This window comes from Sutterella sp. AM11-39 (assembly GCF_003472385.1).
GTDB classification, from domain to species: Bacteria; Pseudomonadota; Gammaproteobacteria; order Burkholderiales; family Burkholderiaceae_F; genus Duodenibacillus; species Duodenibacillus intestinigallinarum.
On sequence record NZ_QRLV01000003.1, the window covers coordinates 100,412 to 126,829 of the forward strand.

23 protein-coding genes and 1 tRNA gene are annotated in these 26,418 nt (G+C 57.1%); 12 read left to right on the forward strand and 12 right to left on the reverse strand.

Annotated features, from left to right (window positions below; translation table 11 throughout):
* Positions 1-11: 11 nt before the first annotated feature.
* Positions 12-728 carry a TIGR00266 family protein gene (locus DW133_RS03735; protein WP_118275307.1) on the reverse strand — a complete coding sequence of 239 codons (717 nt, stop codon included), beginning with the start codon at positions 726-728 and terminating at the stop codon, positions 12-14.
* Between the two features lie 206 nt (positions 729-934).
* Between DW133_RS03735 and purL the strand changes: the two genes are divergently transcribed.
* The 3 genes from purL (at position 935) to DW133_RS03750 (ending at position 6,384) form a co-directional block, all read left to right on the forward strand.
* Complete coding sequence (gene purL, locus DW133_RS03740; protein ID WP_118275308.1) at positions 935-4,852, forward strand: phosphoribosylformylglycinamidine synthase; 3,918 nt, start codon at positions 935-937, stop codon at positions 4,850-4,852.
* A 79-nt stretch (positions 4,853-4,931) separates the two neighbouring features.
* Positions 4,932-5,552: a LysE family translocator gene (locus DW133_RS03745; protein ID WP_118275309.1), complete on the forward strand. Its 621-nt coding sequence runs from the start codon at positions 4,932-4,934 to the stop codon at positions 5,550-5,552.
* Positions 5,553-5,697: 145 nt separating this feature from the next.
* The gene (locus DW133_RS03750; protein ID WP_118275310.1) at positions 5,698-6,384 is read left to right on the forward strand and encodes a phosphoribosylanthranilate isomerase; all 687 of its coding nucleotides are present in this window, start codon (positions 5,698-5,700) and stop codon (positions 6,382-6,384) included.
* Here the strand turns inward: DW133_RS03750 and DW133_RS03755 are convergent.
* From DW133_RS03755 to DW133_RS03770, 3 genes are all read right to left on the reverse strand, one after another.
* Positions 6,381-6,938 (reverse strand): putative toxin-antitoxin system toxin component, PIN family, encoded by a 558-nt coding sequence (locus tag DW133_RS03755; protein ID WP_118275311.1) that lies wholly within the window; start codon positions 6,936-6,938, stop codon positions 6,381-6,383. The genes DW133_RS03750 and DW133_RS03755 overlap by 4 nt on opposite strands.
* Positions 6,939-7,087: 149 nt before the next feature.
* The gene (locus DW133_RS03760) at positions 7,088-8,071 is read right to left on the reverse strand and encodes a malate dehydrogenase (protein WP_118275312.1); all 984 of its coding nucleotides are present in this window, start codon (positions 8,069-8,071) and stop codon (positions 7,088-7,090) included.
* Between the two features lie 439 nt (positions 8,072-8,510).
* Positions 8,511-9,377, reverse strand: coding sequence for a pyruvate, water dikinase regulatory protein (locus DW133_RS03770; RefSeq protein WP_118275314.1), 867 nt, complete (start codon positions 9,375-9,377; stop codon positions 8,511-8,513).
* Between the two features lie 314 nt (positions 9,378-9,691).
* Between DW133_RS03770 and ppsA the strand changes: the two genes are divergently transcribed.
* A complete protein-coding gene (gene ppsA, locus DW133_RS03775) occupies positions 9,692-12,073 on the forward strand; it encodes a phosphoenolpyruvate synthase (RefSeq protein WP_118275315.1) in 2,382 nt (793 codons plus the stop codon).
* 121 nt (positions 12,074-12,194) lie between these two features.
* Here ppsA and DW133_RS03780 read toward each other — a convergent pair whose 3' ends face one another.
* On the reverse strand, positions 12,195-13,703 hold the full coding sequence (locus DW133_RS03780; protein WP_118275316.1) for a PLP-dependent aminotransferase family protein: 1,509 nt from the start codon (positions 13,701-13,703) through the stop codon (positions 12,195-12,197).
* Between the two features lie 167 nt (positions 13,704-13,870).
* Here DW133_RS03780 and DW133_RS03785 point away from each other — a divergent pair, with 167 nt between their 5' ends.
* The 5 genes from DW133_RS03785 (at position 13,871) to DW133_RS03805 (ending at position 18,263) form a co-directional block, all read left to right on the forward strand.
* On the forward strand, positions 13,871-14,191 hold the full coding sequence (locus tag DW133_RS03785; protein ID WP_233542101.1) for a hypothetical protein: 321 nt from the start codon (positions 13,871-13,873) through the stop codon (positions 14,189-14,191).
* Positions 14,192-14,219: 28 nt separating this feature from the next.
* Positions 14,220-15,278: an ABC transporter substrate-binding protein gene (locus DW133_RS03790; protein WP_118275317.1), complete on the forward strand. Its 1,059-nt coding sequence runs from the start codon at positions 14,220-14,222 to the stop codon at positions 15,276-15,278.
* Between the two features lie 250 nt (positions 15,279-15,528).
* Complete coding sequence (locus tag DW133_RS03795) at positions 15,529-16,383, forward strand: ABC transporter permease subunit (protein WP_118275318.1); 855 nt, start codon at positions 15,529-15,531, stop codon at positions 16,381-16,383.
* Positions 16,370-17,200 carry an ABC transporter permease gene (locus DW133_RS03800; RefSeq protein ID WP_118275319.1) on the forward strand — a complete coding sequence of 277 codons (831 nt, stop codon included), beginning with the start codon at positions 16,370-16,372 and terminating at the stop codon, positions 17,198-17,200. The genes DW133_RS03795 and DW133_RS03800 overlap by 14 nt, the downstream gene beginning before the upstream one ends.
* Before the next feature lie 31 nt (positions 17,201-17,231).
* The gene (locus tag DW133_RS03805; protein ID WP_118275320.1) at positions 17,232-18,263 is read left to right on the forward strand and encodes an ABC transporter ATP-binding protein; all 1,032 of its coding nucleotides are present in this window, start codon (positions 17,232-17,234) and stop codon (positions 18,261-18,263) included.
* Between the two features lie 72 nt (positions 18,264-18,335).
* Here DW133_RS03805 and DW133_RS03810 read toward each other — a convergent pair.
* Together DW133_RS03810 and orn are read right to left on the reverse strand one after the other, a co-directional pair.
* Positions 18,336-18,412, reverse strand: a tRNA-Ile gene (locus tag DW133_RS03810).
* Between the two features lie 87 nt (positions 18,413-18,499).
* On the reverse strand, positions 18,500-19,069 hold the full coding sequence (gene orn / locus DW133_RS03815; RefSeq protein ID WP_118275321.1) for an oligoribonuclease: 570 nt from the start codon (positions 19,067-19,069) through the stop codon (positions 18,500-18,502).
* Between the two features lie 95 nt (positions 19,070-19,164).
* Between orn and DW133_RS03820 the strand changes: the two genes are divergently transcribed.
* The 3 genes from DW133_RS03820 (at position 19,165) to DW133_RS03830 (ending at position 22,053) form a co-directional block, all read left to right on the forward strand.
* On the forward strand, positions 19,165-20,631 hold the full coding sequence (locus DW133_RS03820) for a M48 family metalloprotease (protein ID WP_118275322.1): 1,467 nt from the start codon (positions 19,165-19,167) through the stop codon (positions 20,629-20,631).
* Between the two features lie 3 nt (positions 20,632-20,634).
* A complete protein-coding gene (rsgA, locus tag DW133_RS03825) occupies positions 20,635-21,570 on the forward strand; it encodes a ribosome small subunit-dependent GTPase A (RefSeq protein ID WP_118275323.1) in 936 nt (311 codons plus the stop codon).
* 126 nt (positions 21,571-21,696) lie between these two features.
* Positions 21,697-22,053 (forward strand): hypothetical protein, encoded by a 357-nt coding sequence (locus tag DW133_RS03830; protein ID WP_147408858.1) that lies wholly within the window; start codon positions 21,697-21,699, stop codon positions 22,051-22,053.
* Here the strand turns inward: DW133_RS03830 and DW133_RS03835 are convergent.
* The 5 genes from DW133_RS03835 to DW133_RS03855 form a co-directional block, all read right to left on the reverse strand.
* On the reverse strand, positions 22,046-23,020 hold the full coding sequence (locus DW133_RS03835) for a YafY family protein (RefSeq protein WP_118275325.1): 975 nt from the start codon (positions 23,018-23,020) through the stop codon (positions 22,046-22,048). The two genes, DW133_RS03830 and DW133_RS03835, sit on opposite strands and share 8 nt — an antisense overlap.
* A 75-nt stretch (positions 23,021-23,095) precedes the next feature.
* Entirely contained in the window at positions 23,096-24,304 is a 1,209-nt protein-coding gene (locus DW133_RS03840; RefSeq protein WP_118275326.1) for an MFS transporter, read from the reverse strand.
* Between the two features lie 12 nt (positions 24,305-24,316).
* A complete protein-coding gene (locus DW133_RS03845) occupies positions 24,317-25,075 on the reverse strand; it encodes a sulfite exporter TauE/SafE family protein (protein ID WP_118275327.1) in 759 nt (252 codons plus the stop codon).
* A gap of 44 nt (positions 25,076-25,119) precedes the next feature.
* The gene (gene nth, locus DW133_RS03850) at positions 25,120-25,755 is read right to left on the reverse strand and encodes an endonuclease III (protein WP_118275434.1); all 636 of its coding nucleotides are present in this window, start codon (positions 25,753-25,755) and stop codon (positions 25,120-25,122) included.
* A gap of 8 nt (positions 25,756-25,763) precedes the next feature.
* Positions 25,764-26,360, reverse strand: a complete 597-nt coding sequence (locus DW133_RS03855; RefSeq protein WP_118275328.1) for an RnfABCDGE type electron transport complex subunit B — start codon at positions 26,358-26,360, stop codon at positions 25,764-25,766.
* Positions 26,361-26,418: the final 58 nt, after the last annotated feature.

A 26,418-nucleotide genomic window follows, 5' to 3' on the forward strand; every position in this document is an offset into this window, starting at 1 on the left:
CGAGGTACCGACTATTCGTTTTTGACCATCTTTTCTTGGGGCATCTGAGAAAAAAGCCAGTCGACGAATCCGCCGCGGTTGCGCGAGCAGACGTAAAGTCGCCCTTGGCCCGAGAACTTCAGAACGATGCCTTCGCCAGAAGTTTGACTGTGGAAGATCTTTCCGAAGAAACCCTGCTTGGCGGTGTTGAGTGCAAGCTCGTAATCGAGCTCCGTATCCCATGCCACCAGATGACCGTTGTCGACGTAAACCGAACGGCTGCCGTCAAGATCAATGGCACGCATGGAACCGAAGCCGCTTACGGCCACTTCGCCCGTTCCACCCGTGCGGATCACGAAAAAGCCGCCCGAGTTGCCCAAAAGGGCGCGCCCGATGCCCTGAGTCTTCGCATTGAGCTCCACGTCTTCGGTGCTTGCCAGATAGGCTCCGTCTGCAATCATGTACTGGCGCTCCCCCGTCTGTAGCACGGCAACGTCGCCCGGAAGCGTCGGGGTGAGAAGAACCTCACCCGGTCCGTCGACGGCTTCAATTTTTTGCTGAAAAAAGCTTTCGTCGTTGAGCACCTTTCGAGACAGCGCGGAAAAAAGGCCGCCTTTGGCTCGTCCGGTGAGAGCAAGCGTGGAATCCATGGATACCATGGCGTTGCGTTCGGCAAAGATGCTTTCGCCCTTGTCGAGTACAACGCTCAATAGGGGATCAATGGAGCCGGAAACTGTGATGCGTGGCATGACGAAATTCCTTTGAAAAGCGATTAAACGTCCGGGTCGGGATTTGTGTTGCGAAGCATTGTACTTGTCCGGTTCCTAAAGTCTTGGCAAATCATTTCCGGACCAACAGGTAAGGCCATAGGACCGTTATAATTGACAGATTCAATTGCCCGTGCGGCACCGAGTCGGCGGGCTTTCTTTGCAATCTCAGCGGTTGAATTTCCAAGATGTCACAGATCTCCGTTCTTCGCATTCCCGGCTCTTGCGCGTTGTCCGAATTTCGCGCCGAGCGTCTCCTCAAGCAGCTGCGCGGCGTGTGTCCTGCCGTGCAGGCCGTCTCCGGCCGCTATCTGCACTTTGTGCATATCTCGAGAGATTTGACCGAAGATGAAGCGCAGCGTCTGGCCGCGCTTCTTGATTATGGGGATCCGGCAGATGAAAAGGCCGGCAATCTTCAGTTCCTGGTTGTGCCGCGTCTGGGCACCATCAGCCCCTGGGCTTCAAAGGCAACCGACATCGTGCACAACACGGGCATCGATGCGGTGGCCCGCGTCGAGCGCGGCGTGCTCTATACGCTTTCGGTCGAGGACGACGTTGATCAGGCTGCCGTTGCGGCTCTGCTGCACGATCGCATGACCGAGACGGTGCTTGCGGCCGACGCCGATCCTGCCGTGCTCTTTTCCGACGTTCAGGGCCGCGAAATGCGCACCGTTGACATTCTTGCGGGCGGCAAGGAAGCGCTGGAAGCGGCCAACGTCGAAATGGGCCTTGCGCTGGCTGCCGACGAAATTGACTATCTCGTTGACGCTTTTACCAAGCAACAGCGCAATCCCACGGACGTTGAACTGATGATGTTCGCGCAGGCCAACTCCGAGCACTGCCGCCACAAGATCTTCAATGCCAAGTTCACGATTGACGGCGTCGAACAGGAAAAGACCCTGTTTGGCATGATCCGTGAAACGCACAAGGCGGCACCCCGCGGCACCATCATTGCCTATGCCGACAACGCTGCCGTCTTCGAAGGCCCTGAGGTCGACCGTCTTTATCCGCGTCCGTCGGCCGAAGACCGCTTTGGTTCTCATTACGAAGAAATCAAGGAACCGACCCATACTGTCTTTAAGGTCGAAACCCACAACCATCCGACCGCTATTTCTCCGTTCCCGGGAGCTTCCACGGGTTCGGGCGGCGAAATTCGCGATGAAGGTGCAACGGGTCGCGGCGCTCGTCCGAAGGCGGGCCTGTGTGGCTTTACTGTCTCGGCTCTGCATCTGCCGGGCAAGGCTCAGGAATGGGAAAACGACAAGAACACCGCCGCCGACTGCGACTGCGGCAAAGACAAGATTTACGGTGCTCCCTCGCGCATCGCTACGCCTCTGTCAATCATGACCGAGGGCCCCATCGGTGCCGCGAGCTTTAACAATGAATTCGGTCGCGCCAACATTCTCGGTTACTTCCGCGCTTTCGAAGCGCGCGTGGGCGACACCCGCTACGGCTACCACAAGCCCATCATGCTTGCGGGCGGCATCGGCAACATCCGCGACGATCAAACCAAGAAGCTCGAGTTGCCTGCCGGCACGCTCCTGATCGTGCTCGGCGGCCCGGGTATGCGCATCGGTCTGGGTGGCGGCGCCGCAAGTTCCATGACTTCGGGTTCGAATGCTGAAGCGCTTGACTTTGACAGCGTGCAGCGAGGCAACCCCGAAATGGAGCGCCGCGCTCAGGAAGTGATCGACCGCTGTTGGTCGTGCGGCAAGGACAATCCGATTCTGGCCATTCACGACATCGGTGCGGGCGGTCTTTCGAACGCTATGCCGGAACTTGCCGACCTCTCGGGGCACGGCGCACGTCTGTCTCTCGACAAGGTGCCGGTTGAAGAAAAGGGCATGAGCCCGCTCGAAGTCTGGTGTAACGAAAGCCAGGAACGCTATGCGCTCGCAATTGCTCCGGAGTCGCTTGAAAAGTTTGATGACTTCTGCCGCCGCGAACGTTGCCCGTACGCTGTGCTGGGCGCCATCTCCGAAGACGGCGAACTGATTGTGGAAGGCCGCAAGGGTGAAGACCGCGCCGTGCAGATGCCCATGGAAGTGCTCCTCGGCAAGCCGCCGCGCATGCACCGTAACGTGACGAGCGTCAAGGCCGATCTGTCCGGTTTCAAGACCGACGTGACGCTCAAGGAAGCTCTTTACCGCGTGCTCAAGCACCCGACGGTGGCCAACAAATCCTTCCTGATTTCGATCGGCGATCGCTCCGTGGGCGGTCTCGTAAGCCGCGATCAGATGGTCGGTCCCTGGCAGGTGCCGGTTGCCGACTGCGCGGTGACCTGCGTTTCCTTTACGTCGGAGGCGGGCGAAGCCATGGCAATGGGCGAACGTACGCCTGTGGCCGTGATTGATGCCGCTGCCGCCAGCCGGATGGCTGTGGGCGAGGCTCTCACCAACATTGCCGCCGCCGACATTGATCTCTCGCTTGTGAAGCTTTCGGCCAACTGGATGGCCGCCTGCGGTGCTGCGGGTGAAGACGCCAAGCTCTTTAGCGCCGTTGAAGCCGCGAGCGTCATTTGCCAGAAGCTGGGTATTTCGATTCCCGTGGGCAAGGATTCCTGCTCAATGCGCACCGCCTGGAAGGACGGCGAAGAAGCCAAGTGTGTGACGAGTCCGGTATCGCTCATCGTCTCGGCAGCAGCGCCTGTTGGCAACGTGCGCCTGACGCTCACACCGGAACTCCGTAAGGATGTAAAGAGTGTGCTCCTTGCCGCCGACCTCGGTTTCGGAAAGAACCGCATGGGCGCCTCTATTCTCGCGCAGTGCGTGCAGAGCTTCGGCGACACGGCTCCCGATGTGGACTGCCCCGAAACGCTCGCCAAATTCGTGCGTCTGATTCGTAAGCTCACGCTTGCCGGTTGCGTCCTTTCCTATCACGACCGCAGTGACGGCGGCTTTGCCGCAACGGCAGCGGAAATGATGTTTGCCTCGCACTGCGGTGTGACTCTCAATGCCGAAATGCTGGGCGGCAATGCTCTTGAAGGGCTCTTTGCCGAAGAACTCGGTGCGCTCATCCAGGTACCTGCAGATCGTCTCGACGAAGTGATGGCCGAAGTCAAGGCCGAAGGGCTGGAAGCAGTGTTTAAGACTGTGGGCGAGCTCAACGACGAGGACGCGCTCGTCGTTCTTGAACACGGCAAGGAAATCTTGCGCGAAGCCCGCACGGACCTCACGCGCGCCTGGTGCGAAGTTTCCAACGCCATCGCCCGCAACCGCGATAACCCGGCGTGCGCCGACAGCGAAACCGACTGGATGTGTGACAAGGACGTCAAGGGACTGTTCGTAAAGACCACCTTTGACAACGAAGAGCGCATTGCCGCTCCCTATATTGCCACAGGTGTACGTCCGAAGCTTGCCGTGTTGCGCGAACAGGGTGTCAACTCCCAGACCGAAATGGCTGCGGCATTCACTCGCGCGGGCTTTGAAGCCTATGACGTGCACATGACCGATCTGCTTACCGGCCGCATCACGCTTGAAGACTTCGTGGGCCTGGCCGTCTGCGGCGGCTTCTCCTACGGCGACGTGCTGGGTGCCGGCGGCGGCTGGTCCAAGACCATCCTTCACAACGCCATGCTTTCGGACATGTTCTCGGCGTTCTTCAACCGTACGGATACCTTTGCTTTGGGCATCTGCAACGGCTGCCAGATGATGAGCCGCTTAAAGAGCCTGATTCCGGGGGCGCAAGCCTGGCCGCAGTTCGTACGCAACCGTTCCGAACAATTCGAAGCTCGCTGCGTGCAGCTGCGTATCGAGGAGAGCCCCTCGATTCTGTTCCGCGGCATGGCCGGCAGCAGCATGCCGATCGTGAACTCCCATGGCGAAGGTCGCGTACAGTGGGATCGTCCCGAAGACGCACAGACCGCTTTGATTGCGGCGCGCTATGTCGACGGCAACGGTGAGCCCACCGAACGCTATCCGCTCAATCCCAACGGCTCAATCGGCGGCGTGACCTCCGTGACCACACCCGACGGTCGCTTCACGATCATGATGCCGCATCCGGAACGCAGCCACCGCACGGTGCAACTGTCCTGGCATCCGCGTGAAATGGGCGCCTTCTCGCCTTGGATGCGCATGTTTGAAAACGCGCGCGTTTGGGTGGGTTAATCAGACTCACGTTTGACAAAAAGGCCTGCTGGAGAACGCAAATCCACCGGGCCTTTTTTAACGCTCAAGCTTGACAAAGATGGACGCTGCCGTACTGCTTTCGTTTGCCGCTGCAAGCCTGGTGCTTGCTGCCGCTCCCGGTCCTGACATTCTCTATGTGCTGGCTCAGTCGGCACAGTCGGGCGCACGCGCTGGGCTGGCGGTGGTCGTCGGACTCATGATCGGCTGCCTCATTCAGACGGCGGCGGCCGCTGCGGGCCTTGCGGCGGTGGTCGCAGCCAGCCCATGGCTTTTCTGGACCATTCGTCTTGCGGGCGCTGCGTACCTTGTGTATCTTGCCTGGGGCGCCTGGCACGCTCCCGTGTCCATCGGTCAAACGCAGGCAGAACGCATCAGTCTCGCTGTATTGCTGCGTCGCGGCGTCATCATGAACGTCACCAACCCCAAGGTGCAGATCTTCTTTCTGGCCTTTTTCCCGCAGTTTGCGAGCAAAGGAGCGACGGGCTGGCAGATGGCCTCCGAAATGGGACTTCTTGGCGCTGTCTTTACGCTGTGCGCCTTTGTGGTGATGGCAGGCTGCGCGCTTTTTGCCGGGGTGCTTTCCGATACGATTCGATCACCTCGGGTTCAGTTTGTTTTGAACAAAGCTTCGGCACTCATTTTCCTGGGGCTGGCTGTGGCGGCTGTTGTGGCGCAATGACCTTTCCGAGTTCTGCCGAATTTGAATTTCCTCCCAACTAAGATGTCCTGCCTATGCAAGGCAGCCGCCGAATCGGTACCATTCGCCCATGCTCGAATGCCTCTTGGGCGAGCTACTTTTATCAGCAATAAAAAAGAAAGACAAAATGCTGTTTTCAAATACTGCCGCAGATGATACGAACCGTGTCCGCATTAAATTGTGCGGGCTCACGCTGGAAGACGATGTATTGACCGCCGTTCAATCGGGTGCCGATGCGGTGGGCTTTGTGTGCTATCCGGGCAGTTCCCGGTACGTCACGCCGTCCCGACTCATGTGCCTGCTGAGTCTGGTGCCGTCTTCCGTCACCAAGGTGCTTGTTTTTGTGAATCCGACGAGCGAAGAGGTGCGTGAACACCTCGCGATGTTCCCGGACTGTGTGCTGCAGTTCCACGGCAACGAATCGCGCGCGTTCTGCGACCAGTTCCATGTGCCCTACGTCAAGGCTGTGGCGGTCAAGAGCCCAGAGGATCTTCTCAAGGCTCAGGATGAATACCCGATGGCCGTGGCCCTGTTGGCCGACGCCGCAACGCCGGAGTACGGCGGCTGCGGACAGTCGTTCGATTGGGAAGGAGTGGGTAAGATCCGCGATCAGATTCGCAAGCCTCTGATTGTGGCCGGCGGTCTCAAAGAACAGAATGTCAGTCAGGCGATCCGCACTATGCGTCCGTGGGCGGTGGATGCCGCAAGCGGCGTTGAAACGGCCCGCGGCATCAAGGATCACGACAAGATTCAAAAATTTATCGAAGCCGTGCGCCGCGGCGGTGACTGCAAGGACACGCTGCCGCAGTCCTAAGACAGTTCTGATGCAAGGTGAAGTCCGTTGAATTCAGCGGGCTTCATTGTTTTTGTGCCCAGTGAGACAAGCCTGCGGCCGGCGCGCAGGACGGTTTTATCCTTTGTAAAGAGAAAGTCAGCCCGGGTTTCAAAGGCGAGATTGAGAAACTTCTCGTCGTCGGTGTCTCGGCATCGCACCATACCTTCGACGGAAGAGCGGGCTACCGTGACGTGCGAGAGCACGTTTTCAAGTAGCCGGTCTTGTTCGGACTCGGAAAGCTTGAATTGAGGTCTATCCAGCACCACGGCAAATTCCTTCAGGCAGCTCGGGGTTGAGACGAGTCGCAGGCGCTTTTCAAGAATGGCGGTCTTGAGCGCCTGCGCGTCCTTGTCGTTCCAATACCACACGTCAAAAACCACGTTGGAGTCGAGCACGGCCAACGGTACTTCCCGAGGATGGTTCGCCAGATCGGCGGCCGGAATCGCGGAAAGATCGTCGAGTCGCGCGAGCACGGCGGAAAGCCGCGGCGACGCCGCATAAACTGAGGTGGTGTTGTCTGTCTTTTTTTGCATGACCTAAAGCTTGACGTCCTAGCCTTAATAAAGTCAGAGGTTTCACGGTCAGTACTGTAAAAAAACACCGCTCGGATGTCTATCCCAAGCGGTGTTCGATCGAGCGCGACAGGCGCCTGACGCATGCGCCTTGTCGTTGCTCAGACGATTTAGAGCAGGCTTTGAACGGCCTGCGCTTCAGCGACGAGTTCGCCGACTGTCTTGTCGAGTTTTTCCTGACTGAAGGCGTCGAAGTTCAGACCCTGGACGATTTCGTAGTTGCCCTTGCCGTCGCAGATGCAGGGCATGCCGCAGACGAGGCCTTCGGGGATGCCGTAGCTGCCGTCGGAGGGAACGCCCATCGTGACCCAGTCGCCGTTGCTGCCGAGGAACCAATCGTGCATGTGGTCGATGGCGGCCGATGCGGCCGATGCGGCCGAGCTTGCGCCGCGGGCTTCAATGATGGCCGCGCCGCGTTTGCCGACGGTCGGTATAAAGGTGTCTCGGTACCAGGTCTGATCAACGCATTCGGCGGCGGGCTTGCCGTCAATCGTGCAGTAGCGAATGTCCGGATACATCGAGGGCGCATGGTTGCCCCAGACGGCCATCTTGTGCATGGTCGTCACGGGTTTGCCGGTGATGCCGGAAAGTTGCGAGAGGGCGCGGTTGTGATCCAAACGCAGCATTGCGGAGAAGCACTTGGGCGAGAGTGACGGAGCCGATTTCATGGCGATGTATGCGTTGGTGTTGCAGGGGTTGCCCACCACAAGAACCTTGACGTCGCGGCTGGCGACAGCGTCGAGCGCCTTGCCCTGTTCGGTGAAGATGGCGCCGTTGGCAGAGAGCAGTTCGGAGCGTTCCATGCCCTTGGTGCGCGGACGAGCACCAACAAGGATCGCAGCATCGGCATCCTTGAAGGCGACCATCGGGTCGGCTGTGGACGTCATGTCGGCAAGAAGCGGGAAGGCGCAGTCGGCCAATTCCATCATAACGCCCTTGAGGCGAGCGGCACTTTCCGGCGTGTTGCGTTCGAGCAGTTGGAGAATAACGGGCTGATCGGGGCCGAGCATGTCGCCGGCTGCAATGCGAAACAGCAGGGCATAGCCAATATTGCCGGCAGGACCGGTTACGGCAACACGAACAGGTTTTTTCATGGAATTCTCTCCTTGATTGCAAATTGGTCTTTCTTTTGGGCGCGCAAAAAAAACGCACCAGCCGACCGGACGTTGAACGGGTCGAGGCAGCCGCTTAACGTTGCGATCGGGCACTTTGACTGCAATGCTAATGCCAAAGCCCGCATCTTGTGGGTCTGCGGACGTTGCTTGAAGATCGGCAATTCGTATGAGCTGACAAAATCGAAAAGGATAATTTCGACTTAGTGTTTTGATTTAAAAGGGAAAAGATGGTGTAGAGGCAAAGGGGACTCCTAAAACCTTTTGGTGCTTTTGCAATTTGATCCGCATCAAATAAAAGCTAAAAAGCAATAAAAGTGATAGTCCCAATAGCCAAATTGCTATTTTGAGTCGACGGACACAAAATAGCCGGCTTTGCAGACAAAGCCGGCTTTGAAGTCCGAATCGACGATTCGCTGCATTAGACGCGGGTTGAGACGCCCTGCAGATGGAACTTGGCAACGATCGTTGCGGCAATTTCCTCGATGGACTTGGTGGTGGAGTTGAGCCACTCGATGCCGTTGCGGGTCATCAGTGCTTCAGCGTTGCGGATTTCGTCTCGGCAATTTTCAATGCTGGCGTATCGCGAACCCGGACGGCGTTCGTTGCGGATTTCAGACAGACGCTCGGGCTTGATGGAAAGACCGAAGAGTTTGTGGCGCAAAGGCAGCAGGATGTCGGGCAGGCACCCGCGCTCGAAATCCTCCGGAATAAGAGGATAGTTGGCGACCTTGATGCCGAACTGCATGGCCAGGAAAAGCGAAGTCGGCGTCTTGCCGGAGCGGGAAACACCAACGAGAATGACTTCGGCCTGATCCAAGCCGCGGTTCGTCTGACCGTCGTCGTGCGAGAGCGTATAGTCGATGGCGGCAATGCGCTTGTTGTAGCGTTCTTCGTCGCGAATCTTGTGCGTGGCGCCGATCGTGTGCTCGCTTTTCATGTGCAGTTCCTGCTCGAGCGGACCGACGAACGAGCGGAAGAGTTCGATCTGAAAACCTTCGTTGCTGTTGATGAAAGCGCGGGAAATCACCGGATCAACGAAGGTGGAGAACACCAGAGGACGCACGCCCGTGCGGTGCAGCGTTGCATTGATTCGTTCGGCCGTTTGCGTGGCCTTTTCGACCGTGTCGATAAACGGAATGCGTTCGCGGTCGTAGTTGAGGTTCGGAAACTGAGTGAGCACGGAGTGCGCAAGCGTTTCAGCCGTGATGGCCGTGCCGTCGCTCACAATGAAAACGGGGCGCCAGTTGGGGTTAGCGGGCGTATCGGTCTTTTGATCTTCCGACATAGGTGTGTTTTCGCGAAAAAATAAACGACGCGCGCTCACGGAGCACGCACAAGAAGAGCTTCAAAGTCTAACAAAAACCGACGTCACACCAAGCCCGTTTCGGCTAACAAATGGTAAAGTCCGACCTCTTGTTGGCCTCTGCTCAGAAAGGCTCGAAAAAGGCGAAATGGTCTCCGTTGCAAATTGCTACTATATTTCGCCTAGGCGACTGCGTCGCGCCTATTGGTATGGGCGAGGCTGAGTCGTTAAAATACGCATGTTTTTTACCAACAACCTGCCCGGACACAGTTATTCCGGGAGATAAAGAGGATCAAATGGTTCAAGGCCGTTATGTATTTCCCTTCAGCCAGCTACGCATGACCGACGTTGATCGTGTGGGCGGCAAAAATGCTTCTCTGGGCGAACTGCTCAGTCAGCTGACCGATGCTGGTATTCGTGTGCCGGACGGCTTTGCCACGACGGCCGAAGCGTTTCGCCTGTTTCTGAAGGAAGGAGGCCTTGAAGACCGCATCGCCGCGCGTCTGGAAGGTCTGGACGTTGACGACGTGAACGAGCTTGCCAAGGCCGGCGCTGAAATCCGCAGCTGGGTTGAAGCCGCTCCGTTCCCCGCCGAACTCGAAAAGGAAATCCGCGAATTTTACGAATGGCTCAAGGACGGTCAGGAAGAAATCTCCGTGGCCGTGCGTTCTTCCGCCACCGCCGAAGACTTGCCCGACGCATCCTTCGCCGGTCAGCAGGAAACCGTTCTGAACGTGGTTGGCATTGAAGCCGTTCTGCGTCATATGCGCGAAGTGTTCGCTTCGCTCTACAACGACCGCGCCATCAGCTATCGCGTTCACAAGGGCTTCACGCACGTTGAAGTGGCCCTGTCCGCAGGCGTGCAGCGTATGTGCCGTTCCGACAAGGGTGCTGCCGGCGTGATGTTCACGCTCGACACCGAAAGCGGCTTTGATCAGGTTGTGTTCGTGACGGCCAGCTACGGTCTCGGTGAGACCGTGGTTCAGGGTGCAGTCAACCCCGATGAGTTCTATGTGCATAAGCCCATGCTCGAACAGGGCAAGAAGGCGATCGTCCGCAAGACGCTCGGCAGCAAGCTCATCAAGATGGAATTCGATACGGAAGGCAAGTCCGGCCGTACGGTGCGTACGCTCGATGTTCCCGATGAAGACCGCCGTCGCTTCGCCATCACTGACGAAGACGTGATGGAACTCGCCAAGTTCGCCTGCATCATTGAAAAGCACTACGGTCGTCCGATGGACATCGAATGGGGCAAGGACGGTCTCGACGGTAAGATCTACATCCTTCAGGCTCGTCCGGAAACGGTCAAGAGCCGTCAGGCCACTGCCGACGTGCAGCAGCGCTACACATTGAACGGCAAGGGCAAGGTTCTGGTACAGGGCCGCGCCATCGGTCAGAAGATCGGTGCGGGTCCCGTGCGCATCGTTCACAGCGCCGCCGAAATGGATCGCGTGCAGAAGGGCGACGTGCTTGTCACCGACATGACGGACCCCAACTGGGAACCCGTGATGAAGCGAGCATCGGCCATCGTCACCAACCGCGGCGGTCGTACCTGCCACGCGGCCATTATTGCCCGTGAGCTCGGTATTCCGGCTGTAGTCGGCTGCGGCGACGCCACCGAAGTGCTCCAGGAAGACCAGCAGGTCACCGTTTCCTGCGCCGAAGGCGATACCGGCAACATCTACGACGGTCTGCTCGACTTCACGGTTGAAGATGTCAAGCGCGGCGCTCTGCCCGAAATCCCCGTCAAGGTGATGATGAACATCGGCAACCCGCAGCTCGCCTTCGAGTTCTGCCAGCTCCCGAACAAGGGTGTTGGTCTGGCTCGCCTTGAATTCATCATCAACAACAACATCGGTCTGCATCCGAAGCTTGTTCTGGACTACCCGAACATCCCGAGCGAACTGCGCGACACGGTGGAACGTCTGTCGCAGGGCTACGAAAGCCCGCGCGAATTCTTCATCAGCAAGCTCGCCGAAGGCGTGGCTACCATTGCCTGCGCCTTCTGGCCGCGCAAGGTCATCGTCCGTATGTCCGACTTCAAGAGCAACGAATACAAGAAGCTCGTCGGCGGCGCCTGCTACGAACCCGATGAAGAAAACCCGATGCTCGGCTTCCGCGGCGCCTCCCGCTACATTGCTCACAGCTTTGCGGATTGCTTCGAGATGGAATGCCTCGCCATGAAGCGCGTGCGCGACGAAATGGGTCTCACCAACGTCGAACTGATGGTTCCGTTTGTTCGCACGATCGGCGAAATCAAGGCTGTCACGGAAATTCTCGCCAAGTACGGTCTCAAGCGCGGTGAAAACGGTCTGCGCCTGAACATGATGTGCGAAATTCCGTCCAACGCCATCCTCGCCAACCAGTTCCTCGACTACGTCGACGGCTTCTCGATTGGTTCCAACGATTTGACGCAGCTCACGCTGGGTCTGGACCGCGACTCCGGTCTTGTTGCCAGCAGCTTCGATGAACGCGATCCGGCCGTGAAGGAACTCCTGAAGATTGCCATCCGCACCTGCCGTGAACGCGGTAAGTACGTCGGCATCTGTGGTCAGGGGCCGTCCGATCACGCTGACCTTGCCGCCTGGTTGATGGAACAAGGTATTGAGTCGATCTCGCTCAATCCCGACACCGTTGTTGATACCTGGCGCAAGCTTGCAACGATCTGCGGCAAGTAATCGGCCGTTCGATCCGATGTCCTACTCCGGCTTCGGAGTAGGACAACAAAAAGCCTTCCGAGTCTTCTCTGTGTGGAGCTGAAACGGAAGGCTTTGTTATGTTTGCTGTGGATGGAGTGTCTTACGCCGGTCCGAAGGCGGCAAACTTGTCGCGTAGAACGAACCCGATGCGGGAAACGGCTGCCAAAAGTTGCGCGGGCGGGAAGTGACCGAAGCCCATAATGAGGCCTTTGTAAAGGGGCCTCCCCGTCGAGAACGACGAGATGGAGCGCAATTCCACGCCCTGACGACGGCACAGATCGGCGACGGCTTCGTCGTCAATGTCAGGGTTGTTGAAAACAAAGGTCATGTGCATGCCCTGACCGGTGGCGATGAATTTGCCCCAGTCACCGAAATTGTCGGACACGGCTTCTATGAGATAGTCTCGGCGTGCTTCAAAGATGCGGCGCATCTTCAAAAGATGCGTTTCATAGAGCCCCGTCTTTATGAATTCGGCTACCGAGAGCTGCAGAATTTCATTGCTCTGACGGTCGATGAGAAAGCGCATGCCGGAAAAGGCTTTGACGAGATCGTCGGGTACCACCATATAACCCAGTCGAAGTCCCGGAAACAGAGACTTCGAGAATGTGCCGATGTAGATTACGTTGTTGCCGGAATCCATTCCCTGAAGACTTGGGTAAGCGAGATTACCTCCGTAGCGCAACTCGCTGTCGTAGTCATCTTCCACAATCCAGCCTCCGGATTCGGAGGCCCACTGAAGGATGTCACGACGACGTTGGATGCTCGTCATCATGCCGAGCGGACACTGATGCGAGGGTGTTAAAAAGACGCCTTTTGCCGTCGGATCGATCTCAAGGGCCTTTTGCAGGTTAAAGCCCTCTTTGTCGACCGGCACAAACACAGGCACGATGTCCTGAGTTCTGGTGGCGGCGCGAAGCAGCGGGTACTGAGGATCTTCGATCCATACTTTGTCTCCGGGCGAAAAGAGAATCTTGAGGCTCATCAGAAGACCGAGCTGACTACCCGAGGTGATGATCACCTGTTCGGGGCGGGCCTTGACGCCTCGCAGCCGTTGGGCCACGCCGCAGATCGCTTCGCGCAGTTCTTTGCAACCCTGCGGGTCGGAATAGGTGAGCTTGAGTGTGTTTTGCTGAACGTTCTTGATCAGAATGTCGGTGAATTCGCGTCCGGGGCTTGCTTCCCGCGAGGTGCTTGCGATTGCAAGCGGCACAGAAGCCTGCACCGCCAGATCGTCGAGTGCCTGTGCGCAGAAAGCGGCGTGCCGACCGATTGATTTTGGTTTGACGGGCGTAGTGCTCGGTATGTTGCAGGACACGGCATCGAAATTGTTCTGCAGGGGAAGCTTCGTGGAAATGAAACTGCCTCGGCCGCGCGATGTTTCCAGATACCCTTCGGCGATCAGAATGGCGAAGGCGGAGTCAACCGTAGCGCGGGCAACGCCCAGATGTTTGGCAAGCAATCGAATGGGCACAATGCGGTCGCCGGGCTGCAGCAAGCCTTTTTGAACGGCTTCCCGCACGGTCTGCGCGATCTGCCGATCCAGCGAAATGGGGCTGCTCCTGTCAAGATGAAATTCAACCCGTAAGTGCGTACCGTTTTGGCGAAACATAATGTGCCTTCAATCCATCAATGCATTACTGAAACATGTTCAATCGGTCGATCAGTGAGTGTAACGGATGGCGAAAGCTGCGACATATCCAAAAAGCACCGATTGCACGATATTTTTTCGGTTAGAGGCGACGAGCGGCAATTGCTATACTGCCTTTCGATCGTTCGGTGTCCATAGCAGGCATCGAAATCGTTCAGAAAAAGAAGATCGAGAAAACAGTGGATCCGAAAAATCTTTCTGCCGAAGAACTTGAAATTGCCATGAGGGCGCTGCCGCCTCAGGCGCGCATTGCGCTCGAGACAATGGCGCAGATGCAGAACCGCCCGGCTGAAGACGTGTTGCGCGATGAAATTCGACAATACATCGCGGGGCGTCTTCCGATCGTCAATATCGATGCCGCCATTGAAGCCATTCAGGCGACCGCTCATACGGCGGGATATTTAATCGGACGCTTGCGCCGATTTGCCCGAGAAATGAACAACGAGTGAAAAAATCCAACACACGAGGAGACTTTCAATGAAGAAAACGTTTGCCGCAACCCTTGTTGCCGCCTGTGCTCTCGGAGCAACGGTTTCCCAGGCCGCGACTCCCGAAGTTGAAGCCCTTCTGCAGGCTGCGCAGAAGGAAGGTGCCGTTTATTCGGTAGGCATGCCGAATACCTGGGCCAATTGGGTGAAGACGTGGAACGATCTTCAGACGAAGTACAAGATTAAGACGCAGGATACGGACATGGCTTCGGCCGAACAGATTTCGAAGTTTATGGCTGAGGGCGAAAATGCGACGTCCGATATCGGCGACGTGGGTTTTGAATTCGGTGAAATCGCCAAGAAGCGCGGCATCACAATGCCCTACAAACCATCGACTTGGGATCAGATTCCGGGCTGGGCCAAGGATCCGGATGGTCACTGGTGCCTTGCCTACACCGGCACGGTGGCATTCATCATCAATAAGGAACTCGTCAAGGACATTCCGCGCACGTGGAGCGACTTGCTCAAGGGTACCTACCGCGTGTCCGTGGGCGCCGTGGGTTCTGCCGCTCAGGCCAACTACTCCGTGCTCGCGGCGGCCATTGCTTTCGGTGGAGATGAAAAGAATCTCAATCCGGCCTATGACTTCTTTGCCAAGATCGCAAAGCAGGGACGCCTGTCGATGGTCGATCCGGTGGTGGCGAATCTTGAAAAGGGCGAAGTGGAAGTCGGCATGCTGTGGGACTTCAATGCGCTCAACTATCGCGATCAGATCGATCGCAACCGCTTTGAGGTTGTGATTCCGTCCGAAGGCAGCGTCATGAGCGGCTACACGACGATTCTCAACAAATACAGCAAGCATCCGAACGCTGCCAAGTTCACGCGCGAGTTCATCTTGTCCGATGAAGGTCAGATCAATCTGGCCGGCGGCTATGCTCGTCCGATTCGCATCGATCACATCAAGTTGCCTGAAGACGTTGCAGCAAAGATGCTTCCGAGCGAACAGTACGCCAAGGCTCGACCGGTGAAGGATTTCGCTGCCTGGACGAAGACCACGGCGCGTCTGTCACGTAACTGGCAGAGCAAGGTGTCGATCCACATGAAGTGATCGTTTACGGCTGATCCGCAAGCTTTGGCAAGAGCGGTTTCCGGTTTGCTGCCGGGACCGCTTTTTGGTTTGTGTGTGACGCACCGATGCCATCTATTGACGTCCTCCCCTGATATTAAGGGTGGTTCATGTCATTAAGTCAGGGGCTTTACGGCCTCTACTGTAAAATCTGAGACGAACCGGCGATTACGTCCGATGTGCATTGTGCCGAGCGAGTTTTTGCCGTCCGGTAGAAATTTTTATTTGTTGTATGAAAACTTTGTCAGATCGATGGTCGAACATCGGACACTCACTGTTGCTCGTGCCGTTTGCCGTCGTCTTCTTTGCCTTTCAGATCGTGCCCATGATCTGGGTGCTTGTTAATTCGTTTTGGGTGGAAGAGGACGTTGAGTGGGGGCTGACCAACTACACGGAACTCATTGGTGACGCCTTCTACGCCCAGGCCTTTACCAATTCGCTGTGGCTCAGCTTCGGGAGTGCGCTTGTGGGGCTGCTGATAGCATCCTTTGCGGCGGCAAGTCTGCAGAAGGTGCCCGGCGGCCTGCGCGACGCGATGGTGAGCTTTACGAACATGACGAGCAACTTCTCGGGTGTTCCGCTTGCCTTTGCCTTCATCATCATTTTGGGCTTCAACGGTGCGATCACGCTGCTTCTCAAAAAGTGGGGCATCATCGACAATTTCAACGTCTACGGCATCGAGGGGCTATTTCTCATCTACACATACTTCCAGATTCCGCTCGGAACATTGCTCCTGTTTCCGGCCTTCGGTGCTTTAAAGCCCGAATGGGAGGAGGCGGCCTTCACCATGGGCGCAGGACGTCTTCAATACTGGTGCCGCGTGGCCATCCCCGTGATGTTGCCTGCGCTTGCCGGTACGTTCACGATTCTTTTTGCCAATGCCATGGGCGCTTACGCAAGCGCTTATGCGCTTACCGTCGGCAACTACAATCTCATCACGATCCGCATCGGGCAGCTCGTCGTGGGCGACATTTTCTTCCAGCCCAATCTGGCGGCGGCGCTCTCGGTGCTTTTGATTCTGATTTTGGGTTTCGTTACGGCACTCTACCGATTCCTGATCCGGAGGTCCTACCATGCCGCGTATTGATTTGCAGGATAAAAGCCGCGGCTGGCAGCTCTACCACAAGACCGTGATCGGGGTTACGGCATTGATTTTGCTGCTGCCGATCGCTGCGACTGTGATCTACGCCTTTTCTTCGAGCTGGGGCGCAACGATTCTGCCCGACGGGCTTACCACGCGCTGGTTCGAACAGTTGCTCTCCGACCCGCGTTTCCTTGCAGCCCTGGGCCGAAGCTTCTTTATTTGCCTCGCAACGCTCGCGTTTTCGACGTTGCTTGTGCTGCCCGCTGTGTTTGCCGTTTTCTATTATTTCCCCAAGCTCAAGGATTTGATGGAGATTCTCATCATCCTGCCCTTTGCGGTGCCGCCGGTGGTGAGTTCCGTAGGGCTGCTGCAGATCTACGCGGGCGAGCCCTTCGTGATCGTGGGAACGCCTTGGATTCTGGTGGGGACCTATTTCACCATCACGGTTCCCTTCATGTACAGAGCGCTAGCCAATGGCCTTGAAGGCATCAACCTCAAGGACTTGATTGATGCGGCGCATCTTTTGGGCGCAAACACCTTCTCGGCTTTCATGCGCTGTATCCTACCGAACCTCAACCGTGCGCTTCTGGCCTCGCTCTTTCTGAGCTTCTCGTTTTTGATGGGCGAATTCGTCTTTGCCAACATCCTCGTGGGGACGCGCTACGAGACGCTTCAGATATACCTCTATACCAAGCGCATGACGAGCGGCCACCTCAATGCCGCCATCGTGGCGACGTACTTCTTCCTTACGCTGATTCTCACGTGGGCGGCCATGTACCTCTCCCGACCCAAGCGCGAACGCAGTCAGAAAGCGCAATAACCGAACACCTCGCTACAAAAGAAAGTAAGTCATGGATCAAACGAATCACTATGTTGTTGTGAAAGGCCTTAGCAAGCATTTCGGTGCATCCAGGGTTTTCGAGGATCTTTCCTTTGCGATCGAAGAGGGGGAGTTCATCACGCTGCTCGGTCCCTCGGGCTGCGGCAAATCGACGCTGTTGCGGTGCCTTGCCGGTCTTGAGGCGCCAGATGCGGGCAGCATCTTCGTCAACGGCGAAGACATCACGCATACCAAGCCGCAAAAGCGCGGCATCGGGATGGTGTTTCAGAGCTACGCTCTTTTTCCCAACATGACGGCCGCCGAAAACATCGCCTTCGGTTTGAAGATGCAGGGGCTTGAGAAAAACGAAATTCTGCACCGCGTGGCGCAGGCCATCCGCACGGTGGAACTCACCAACAATGAAAAGAAGTACCCCAATCAGCTTTCGGGCGGTCAGCGTCAGCGTGTGGCGTTGGCTCGTGCCCTCGTCGTCAAGCCCCGCATTCTGCTTCTCGACGAACCTCTGTCGGCATTGGACGCCCGCATCCGCCGCAATTTGCGTGACGAGATCCGTTCGATTCAGCGTGAGATGCAGCTTACGACGATTTTCGTGACGCACGACCAGGAAGAGGCGATGACGATGAGCGATCGCATCTTTCTGATGAACAAGGGGCAGTTTGTGCAGATGGGCACGCCCGAGGAGGTGTATCTGTCGCCCGCGACCGAATTTGCGGCGCGCTTCATTGGTTCATACAACCTTCTTACCAAGGAGCAGGCTGCGGCGATTTTTGATGTTGGCAGCGAAGAGCTCTACGCCGTGCGTCCCGAATCGGTCTACGTGCAGGAAGAAGGGGGCATTTATCCGAGCACTTGCTCAAGCCCGGTACAGGGCACGGTTGTCTCGCATCAGCTTCTCGGCAACGTCATCCGTTACCGTATTGAGGCGCTTGGAGCCGAACTCACGGTTGACGTGATGAACCGTTCGAGCAGCCGTCTCTATGCGCCGCAGACCTCGGTGAAGCTGCTCTTTAACCGAGCCGAAATCAAGCCGCTTGCTCGCTGATTCTGTGACAGAAGCAAAAAACCTCACTGGTCGCGAAACCAGGTGAGGTTCTTGCATGCCTTATCGGCGAATTGGTAGGCCCAGAAGGACTTGAACCTTCGACCAAGGGATTATGAGTCCCCTGCTCTAACCGACTGAGCTATGGGCCCGGTCGTTTGAGGACAAAACCGCAAACGAGGGCGCCATTTTACTAGAAAAACGCCGAATTTTGGAAAGTTTTTTCCTATATGCGGCAATCAAATTTTGAAGACTTTTTCACGGTAAAACTTCATTTCGGCAATCGAGTCATAAATGTCGCTCAGGGCTTCGTGCCGGGAGGACTTCTGGTACTGACTCATGATGGCCGGATTCCAACGGCGCACGAGCTCTTTGATCGAACTCACGTCAATGCTGCGGTAGTGAAAGAAATCTTCCAGACGCGGCATCCAGCGTGCCATGAAGCGTCGATCCTGACCGATCGTGTTGCCGCACATCGGAGACTTGCCGGCGGGTACGAAACGTGACCAATGCTCAAGACAAATGTCCGTGGCTTTCTCTTCGGAGATCGTGCTTTCGAGAACGCGCTTGGTCAGGCCGCTTCTGCCGTGCGTGGCAGTGTTCCAACTGTCCATCGATTTCATGACGGCTTCGGACTGATGAATGGCGATGACCGGACCTTCGGACAGTACGTTGAGTTGAGCGTCCGTGATGACGGAGGCGATCTCAATGATGCGGTTGACTTCGGGCTGCAGTCCCGTCATTTCCATGTCTAGCCAAATCAGGTTGCTTTCGCTGTAACGCGGATCTTTTTCAATCGTTTCCGACATTTGTGCTCTGTAAGTGTAAAAAAAGCGCATTTCCTGCGCGAGGCCATTAAGATTAATGGGTTATTGTATCCGCTTCGTCCCGTAATCGTTTTTTCATGACCGACATTGCGTCTGTTCTCAGTATTCTGTTTGTCCTTTTGATCGCTTTTTACGTGTGCGTTCACACCGCGCTCACCATTTCCGAGGTCAAAAGTGCCGAAGCGGGAGCCAATGTCGTGCCGGCTGCTTTTCGGCCGCGCGTCTCCCTTGCCGAACACCGCAAGGCGATTGACTACACGGGCGAAGTCATTCAAAGCGATCTGGTTGCGGCGCTGGTCGGCGCGGGCATCGCGCTTCTTCTGACATTCGGCGGCGGCTTTACCATTTTGCTCGCCGGCATTACGGCTTTGTGCGGACAGGGGCTTGCGGCACACATCACGCTTGCGCTTTTCATTAGCTTCGTACTCGCACTCGTCGACTTTCCGCTATGTTGGTGGAAGGAATTCCGCATCAACGAGCGCTACGGTTTTGAAAAGACGCCTGCCAAGCAGTGGCTTGTCAAAGCGCTCAAGGAATTGTTACTGGGATGGTGCTCTCTGGCGCCCGTGCTGGTTGCCGTGCTGGTCATCTGCGAAAGCGCGTCCTACCACTGGTGGTCGTTTGCGCTGCTTGCAACGGCGGCCTGGTACATCTGGCGTATTTCTCTTGCGCCCAAGATCATCGGTTTTTCGGCTCAGACCAAGCCTATGCGTGAGGGACCGCTCAAGGATCGTCTCACCAAGCTACTCAAGCAGCTTGAACTCGACAACACCGAGATTTACACCATGGCTCGTCCCAAGAGCTGGCGCCACGGCAACGCGATGCTCGTCAAGCGCCGCGGCAAGTCGCGTCTGGTGATCTTCAATCACGTGCTGGCTCGTCTCAAGGAAGAGGAGATCTGCGCTGTGGCCGCCTGTGCCATCGGCCGCATCAACCGTTGTCACAATGCCGCGCGTCTCGTGTTTTTCATCGGCATTTCCTCGCTTTTCTGGTGGGGGCTGGCGTTTCTCTCGGAAAAGACCTGGTTCTATGCGTCGCTTAACATCGAACCGTCGCTTGCGATTCCCAACGGTGCCATCAATCCGGGGCTGCTCTTTGCGATCTGCATCGCCGTTGTTCCGGTGGTGCTTTATCCGGCTGTCTTTGTGATTCACGCCTTTACGCGACTGCTTGACTACGACGAAGACGCCTACGCTGTTGCAATGGTGGGCTCCAAGCCGCTCGTGCGTGCCATCGCCAAGCTGCACCGTGACTATCGCAATTCGCTTGTGCCCAACATCCTTTATTCGCTTGCCAACCATCGTCGTCCGCATGTGACGCACCGCATCCGCGCGGCTCTTCTGGTTGAGCAGCGCGACCGCTTCAATCAAGCTTCTGCCGTCAACGACGAGCGCCGCACTCAGGCCACACGCTTTAACATGGCGATTGAGCGCCGACGCAAGCTGCGCGACGAAAAACTCGATGCGCGCCTGCGTCGCAAGAGTGAAATTTTGCTTGAGGCAAGCGCCTTGCGTCACCGCAACTTCACCATGCAGCAGGCTTAAGTCATGGCACGTCAGAGTAAGGCAATCCAGCAACAGTCTCTTGAGGGGCCGCGACTTACCGGATGCGTCACCCGCACGCATGGGCGACATCATTACGTCACGACCGTAGACGGCAACGTCTACGAAGCGCATCGCCGCGGCAAGAAGTCAGACGTGGTTGTGGGAGACATCGTCATCTGCTCGCAGCCTTCGGGCGGAGTCGTGGCCATTGAAAGCATCGAGCCGCGCACGAACCTTCTGTATCGAAGCGACGAGTGGCGCATCAAGGAGTTGGCCAGCAACCTGACACTGGTGGCTTGCGTGTTTGCTTCCCGTCCGACCTTCAATCCCAAGTTCGTCTGGAAGGCAATTGTGGCCGCACAGGCTGCCGACATTCCGGTTCTGGTGATCCGCAACAAGTCCGATCTTTCCGATAAGGCGCAGGAGGCCGAGGCGTTTTTGGCTTCGCTTCAGGCCTTGGGCGTGCGCACGCTCAATGTTTCTGCGTTGAGCGACCCCGAGGGGACGCGCAAAGTCCTTTCGGAAACCTTCGCCGGGGAACGTGTTCTTCTGATGGGGCAGTCCGGCATGGGCAAGAGCACCATTCTCAACGTGCTTTGCCCCGAGGCTCAGGCCCGCACGCAGGAGTTTTCCGAGGCGCTTGATCTCGGCAAGCAAACCACTACCAACACGACGCTCTACAGCGCCGTTTTTGAGGGTAAGGAAAGCGCTCTCATTGACAGCCCCGGGTTCCAGGAGTTCGGTCTGGCGCACCTCACCAAGCTCGACGTCCTGCGCGCCATGCCTGACATTGCCGCCTGTGTGGACGGCTGCCGCTTTTACAACTGCACGCACACGTCCGAGCCCGGCTGCTCGGTGAAGGCGGCTCTTGCCGAAGGCCGTATTCAGCCCGAGCGCTACGCTTTCTACTGCGAGCTGGTAGCCTCCTGCGAGAAGTAACTTCTCAGCCGATTCGACGTCTTTTTTTCCTTTTTTGTCCGACTGCGACGATCGTTGTCGCACGCGTCTTTAAGATGCTTTGGGTAACGAAAAAACGGTGGAACAAAAAGAAGAGGCCAATCGGATATGGCACGCAGAACGTCGCTTAACAAACTCGACATCACATCGCAAAAAACTTTCGATCTTTGGATGCTGCGGCTTCTGTGCCGCGCCGATGTCTGGAAAGATATCGATACGTGCAGCTTAGGCGATGCCGACGATTTCGGCAGTTGCTTCTGGTTTAAGCCGTTTCGTGCCGACTTGCACTGGGCTCTGGCGGTCTATCGCAACGAAGAGTTTCTCGAAACCGGCAATGTCGCCAAAGGTCGCTTTCGTCTTTCCCGCAACAGGTTCGTTTCTCAAAAGCTCGGGTCCGAAGATAAAGGTCAAAGGTTTGCCGTCGGCTCGGAAAATCGGCTTTTGCTGATCGGGTTGGTCACTTGATCGGTTTCTTTTCGACGCGACGGATGCCTGCAGTCGTCTTCCAGGCTGCCACCCAGCCGTCAAGCAGAACGGTGTCGTCCATGATTGCTTCAAGACGCCAGGCACCGTCGGGCAGACTCTCGATCGTCTGCGTTCGGTTAAAGGGCGTTTCTTCGAGAATGGTCTTGGTGACGGGGTTCGTGAACTCGACGATAAAGTGCACTTTGCCGCCGTTGCTGTAGTTGACGTGACGTTGTGCGATGTATTCCTGCAGACGGAAGTCCTGAGGACGATCGGCGGCGAAGTCGAGCACTTCCGCGGTTTTGATACGGTGCAGAGCCAAGTGTCGGATGTCGTCGTAGCCGTCAAACTTGCAGATCAGATAGAGACGATGTTCCTGTTGCACGAGCCCAAGCGGGGAGACGGTGCGCTTTTTGCATTCTCCGCTGACGTTTTGATATTCGATGTCAAGCTTGGAGTCCCGGTAGAGGGCTTCGCTTACGCTATCAAAAATGCGCATGAGAATGGTCGGAGGCATCAGCGCAATCGAATCCGGCACGAACGCCACCTTCTGCATCCAGGCGTTTTGCTTGGATGCGGCGCTTGTTTCGTTGAGTGCGTGCCGGGCGGACTCAAACAAGGGCGTGAGCGCACTCATGATACGGGCGGGAACCTGGTACTTCAGGTGTTCTTCTGCCAGGCGCAGTAGCAGGCTTTCCTGCGGTGTGAGTTTGGCCGAGGCCAGATCCGTATCGGGGATACGCCGATAGCCGTATGGTTTGCCAGCGGTGTTGCATTCCACGTGCAGGTCCTCGCATCGGTGGATGTCACGCAGAATGCGCTGCAGACGGCGCGGTTCGATCGCATAGCCCGATTCCTCAAGCGCCTGCTTGATTTCCGGGGTGGAGATCCAGTGGTTGCGCGGAATGAGCTTGAGAATTCTGAGGACCAGAAGCGCGTCTCGGGTGGCGGATTCGATGATGGCCATGATGAAAACTCCGAAGTGTGGTTACCTCGGAGTCTACCACTTGCGTCAATTAATGACGGATGTTTCTCTCGGACTTCAGGCCGCCGTTGATGCGTTCTCTTCTCGTGAGCGGCGGATGAGGCGTCCGAGAAAGATGGTCAGTCCGAGCATGAATGTGAGCAGAACCGGTACGGCGCAAAGTGCGGTGTGCAGACCGAAGTGTTCGGCCGAAAGACCGAAGGCAGGCGGCGCAAACAAGAGCCCGGCGTAGGCGAGAAGCGAAACGAGCGATGTCGCGCGGGCCGTCGAGACACCCTTGATGGCGCCGGCGCGGCTAAAGGCGATCGGCACGATCGGCGCCTGACCCAGGCCCATCATGGCGTAGCCGATGAGACAAACCGACCAGCTCGAAGCCGTGAGCACGGTCAGCATGCCGACAAGCGCAAGCGTTGCACCCGCCGTGCCGACAGCAAAGTCGCCGAAATTGTTGCGCAGACGGTCGCCGGTCAGACGGCAAAGCAGAGAACACATCGAAAAGCCTGCAAAGACCAGTGCGGCAATTGATTCGGGTGCGCCCTTTTCCTGATGTAGATACAGACTTCCCCATTCGCCGACACTGCCTTCCGACACGTAACAGCACACACAGAGCAGACCGCAGATCCAGACGAGGAAGGGAAGGCGCTTTTGGGGCTCGGCGGACTCCGGCGATGCGGCAGTGGATTTGTCGGCTCTGCCTTCGGTGCCCGTCACCAAACGCGGTTCGGCCCACCAGAGCATGGCGGACATGACGAGCGCGGGCAATAGGAAGTTCACCCACACGCTCAGGCTTGTGGCAGCAAAGAAGGACCCCGCACAGGCCGCGGCCGCCGCGCCGATGTTATAGCCCGCGTGCAGAACATTCATCGAGCTTTTCTTGTATGCGCGCTCGACTTCGACGCCCTGCACATTCATCGTGACGTCGCAAAGCCCCATGCAGATGCCCAACAGCGCCATCGTGGCGCCGAAGTACCAGACCGAGGTGGAGAAGGACACCAGCACGACGAAGACCATGCAGGCGAGACTCGAAACCAGAAGCGTCGTTCTGGCGGAAATTTTCGCAATCAGACGCGGCGCAAACGCCAGACCGATCAAGGCGGAAAAGCCGAAGAAAAGCAGGATGATGCCAAGCTCGCCTTCGGTGGCGCCCGTCATGTTTTTGAGTGCCGGCATGCGCGAGGTGACAAGTCCGTAGGCAAGGCCCGGCGCCATGAAGTAGAACATGCAGGCCAGACGTGCGGAGGCGTATGAAAGGTACGGATTCTGCATAACGGCTAGCGGTCAGACGAGAAACTCCCGCGCGAGAATCGAGAAGGCGCTTACCACCATCAGCGCCACGAGCACATTGCGAAACATCGTGTCGGTGAGCCGACGGAAGGTGGCAACGCCCAAGCGCGAAAAGATGAGCGTGACGGGAAAAGCGATCGCGGTAAAGATCCAGGTCATGAAAGAGACGTGACCTGCGACGAGATACCAGACGAAGGCAAGTGTCAGAATGACGACGTTGTAGGGGCGCAAAACAGCGCTTGTTTGAAACTTGTCCCAGGGCTGCAGTGCGCACCACATCGTGGGAACGACGCCCGACAAGGATGCAGCGCCGCCCATGATGCCACCCGTAAAGCCGGCAAGGCTGTCACAGACGGGACGCTCCTTGGTAAAGGCCTTGGAAAGCTTCCCTCGCAGCAGGAAAAAAGCGGTATAAAAGAGCATGAAAAAGGCGACGGCCAGTTTCAGATGCGCCGCATCGATCCAATTGAGAAGCCATGCGCCCACGGGCAAGCCGATCAAGGCGGGAACCAGAAAACGGGGCAGGCGATGCAAACCCGTCTTCACGCCCTGGCGCGTAAGCCACAGACTTTGCACGCCGCTTGCCACGCTCATGGCAGCGACGACCGGAACGGCTTGCTCCACGGTCATCACCTGCAGCCAGATGCCCAGACTCATCAGTCCGGTTCCGAAACCCGCAAGACCGTTGACGTAGCCGCCCAAAGCGGCGCCGGCAGCCAGATAGAGCAAAAGTTCAAGCGTGATGTGTTCCATGGCGAGTCACCGCCCATACAAAAACCGAAAATCGCGGCGCAACTTCAGAGAAGCTCTTTTTCAGGCCAATGACACAGGTCGGCGATCGGGCACTTCGTGCACTGAGGCTTGCGTGCCGTGCAGCAGTAGCGTCCGTGCAGCAGAATCCAATGATGTGCGCCCAGTCGGAACTCCTCGGGCAGCGATTTTTCGAGTTTTTCACTGCATTCGTTGGCCGTTTTGGCTTGCACGAGACCGGTGCGCTGGCACACGCGAAAGATGTGCGTATCAACCGGAATGAAGGGCTTATGAAAGGCAACGTTCAAAACCACCTTGGCTGTCTTTTCGCCAACGCCCGGCAGCGACATGAGGTCTTTGAGGGTCTGCGGAACCTCACCGTTGAAGCGCTCCATCAGCGCCTTGGCAATACCCACGGCGTGTTTGGCCTTGTTTCGGTATAGGCCGATTGTTTTGATGAATGGCTCGACGTCTTCGGGCGTTTTTTGCGCCATGGTTGCCGCGTCCGGCATGGCGGCGAAAAGCGCGGGGGTGGCCAAATTGACGCTCTTGTCAGTGGCTTGCGCCGAGAGCATCACGGCGATCAAAAGTTCGAAGGCGTTGTTGTGGTTGAGTTCACTTTCGGGCTCGGGGCGCTCGGCCTTGAGCCTTTCCATAATCTGACGACGGATTTGGGCGTTCACGACGAACCTCACGATTTTTTTAGCGACTTGGCCATCAACAAAGCCTGCATAAGCACGGCGCTCTTGTTGTCGGTGGCTTTTTCAAGTTGCGCGCGGCGGCGTTCGGCACCGGCCCTGCGGCGGGCGTTGGTGCGTTCATAGGCTTTTTTGGCGAGCTCGGCGTCCTCTGCCGTCCAGACGTGACCGTTTTCGATCATCTCGACGGCATTGACAGGGCAGGCACACACGCACAGTCCGCAACCGGTGCACGAGGACTCTATGACGGCAAATAGATGCTTGGGAATACCCGTCACGGCACCCACCGGACAAGCGCTGTGGCACAGGCGACAGCCGATGCAGCGCTTGGGGTCGATTCGAGCGACGGCAAAGGGCAGCTCGCGGCCGTATTCGGGGTCGATTTCGAGCGCGGGACGTCCCGTGAGCGCGGCAAGCTTTTCTACGCCTTTCTTGCCGCCCGGGGCACAGCGGTTGATTTCGGCGCTTCCCTCGGCGATGGCGCGGGCGTATTGTGCACAGCCGTCAAAACCGCATTGACGGCATTGGGTCTGGGGCAAAAGACGGCAAAGCGCCTCGGCGAGGCGCTCTGTGGTGTTTGTTTCAGACATCGGCAAACATCAAAAGAAGAAACTGCCGATTTTCTTGGCTAAAAATCGGCAGCGTGCG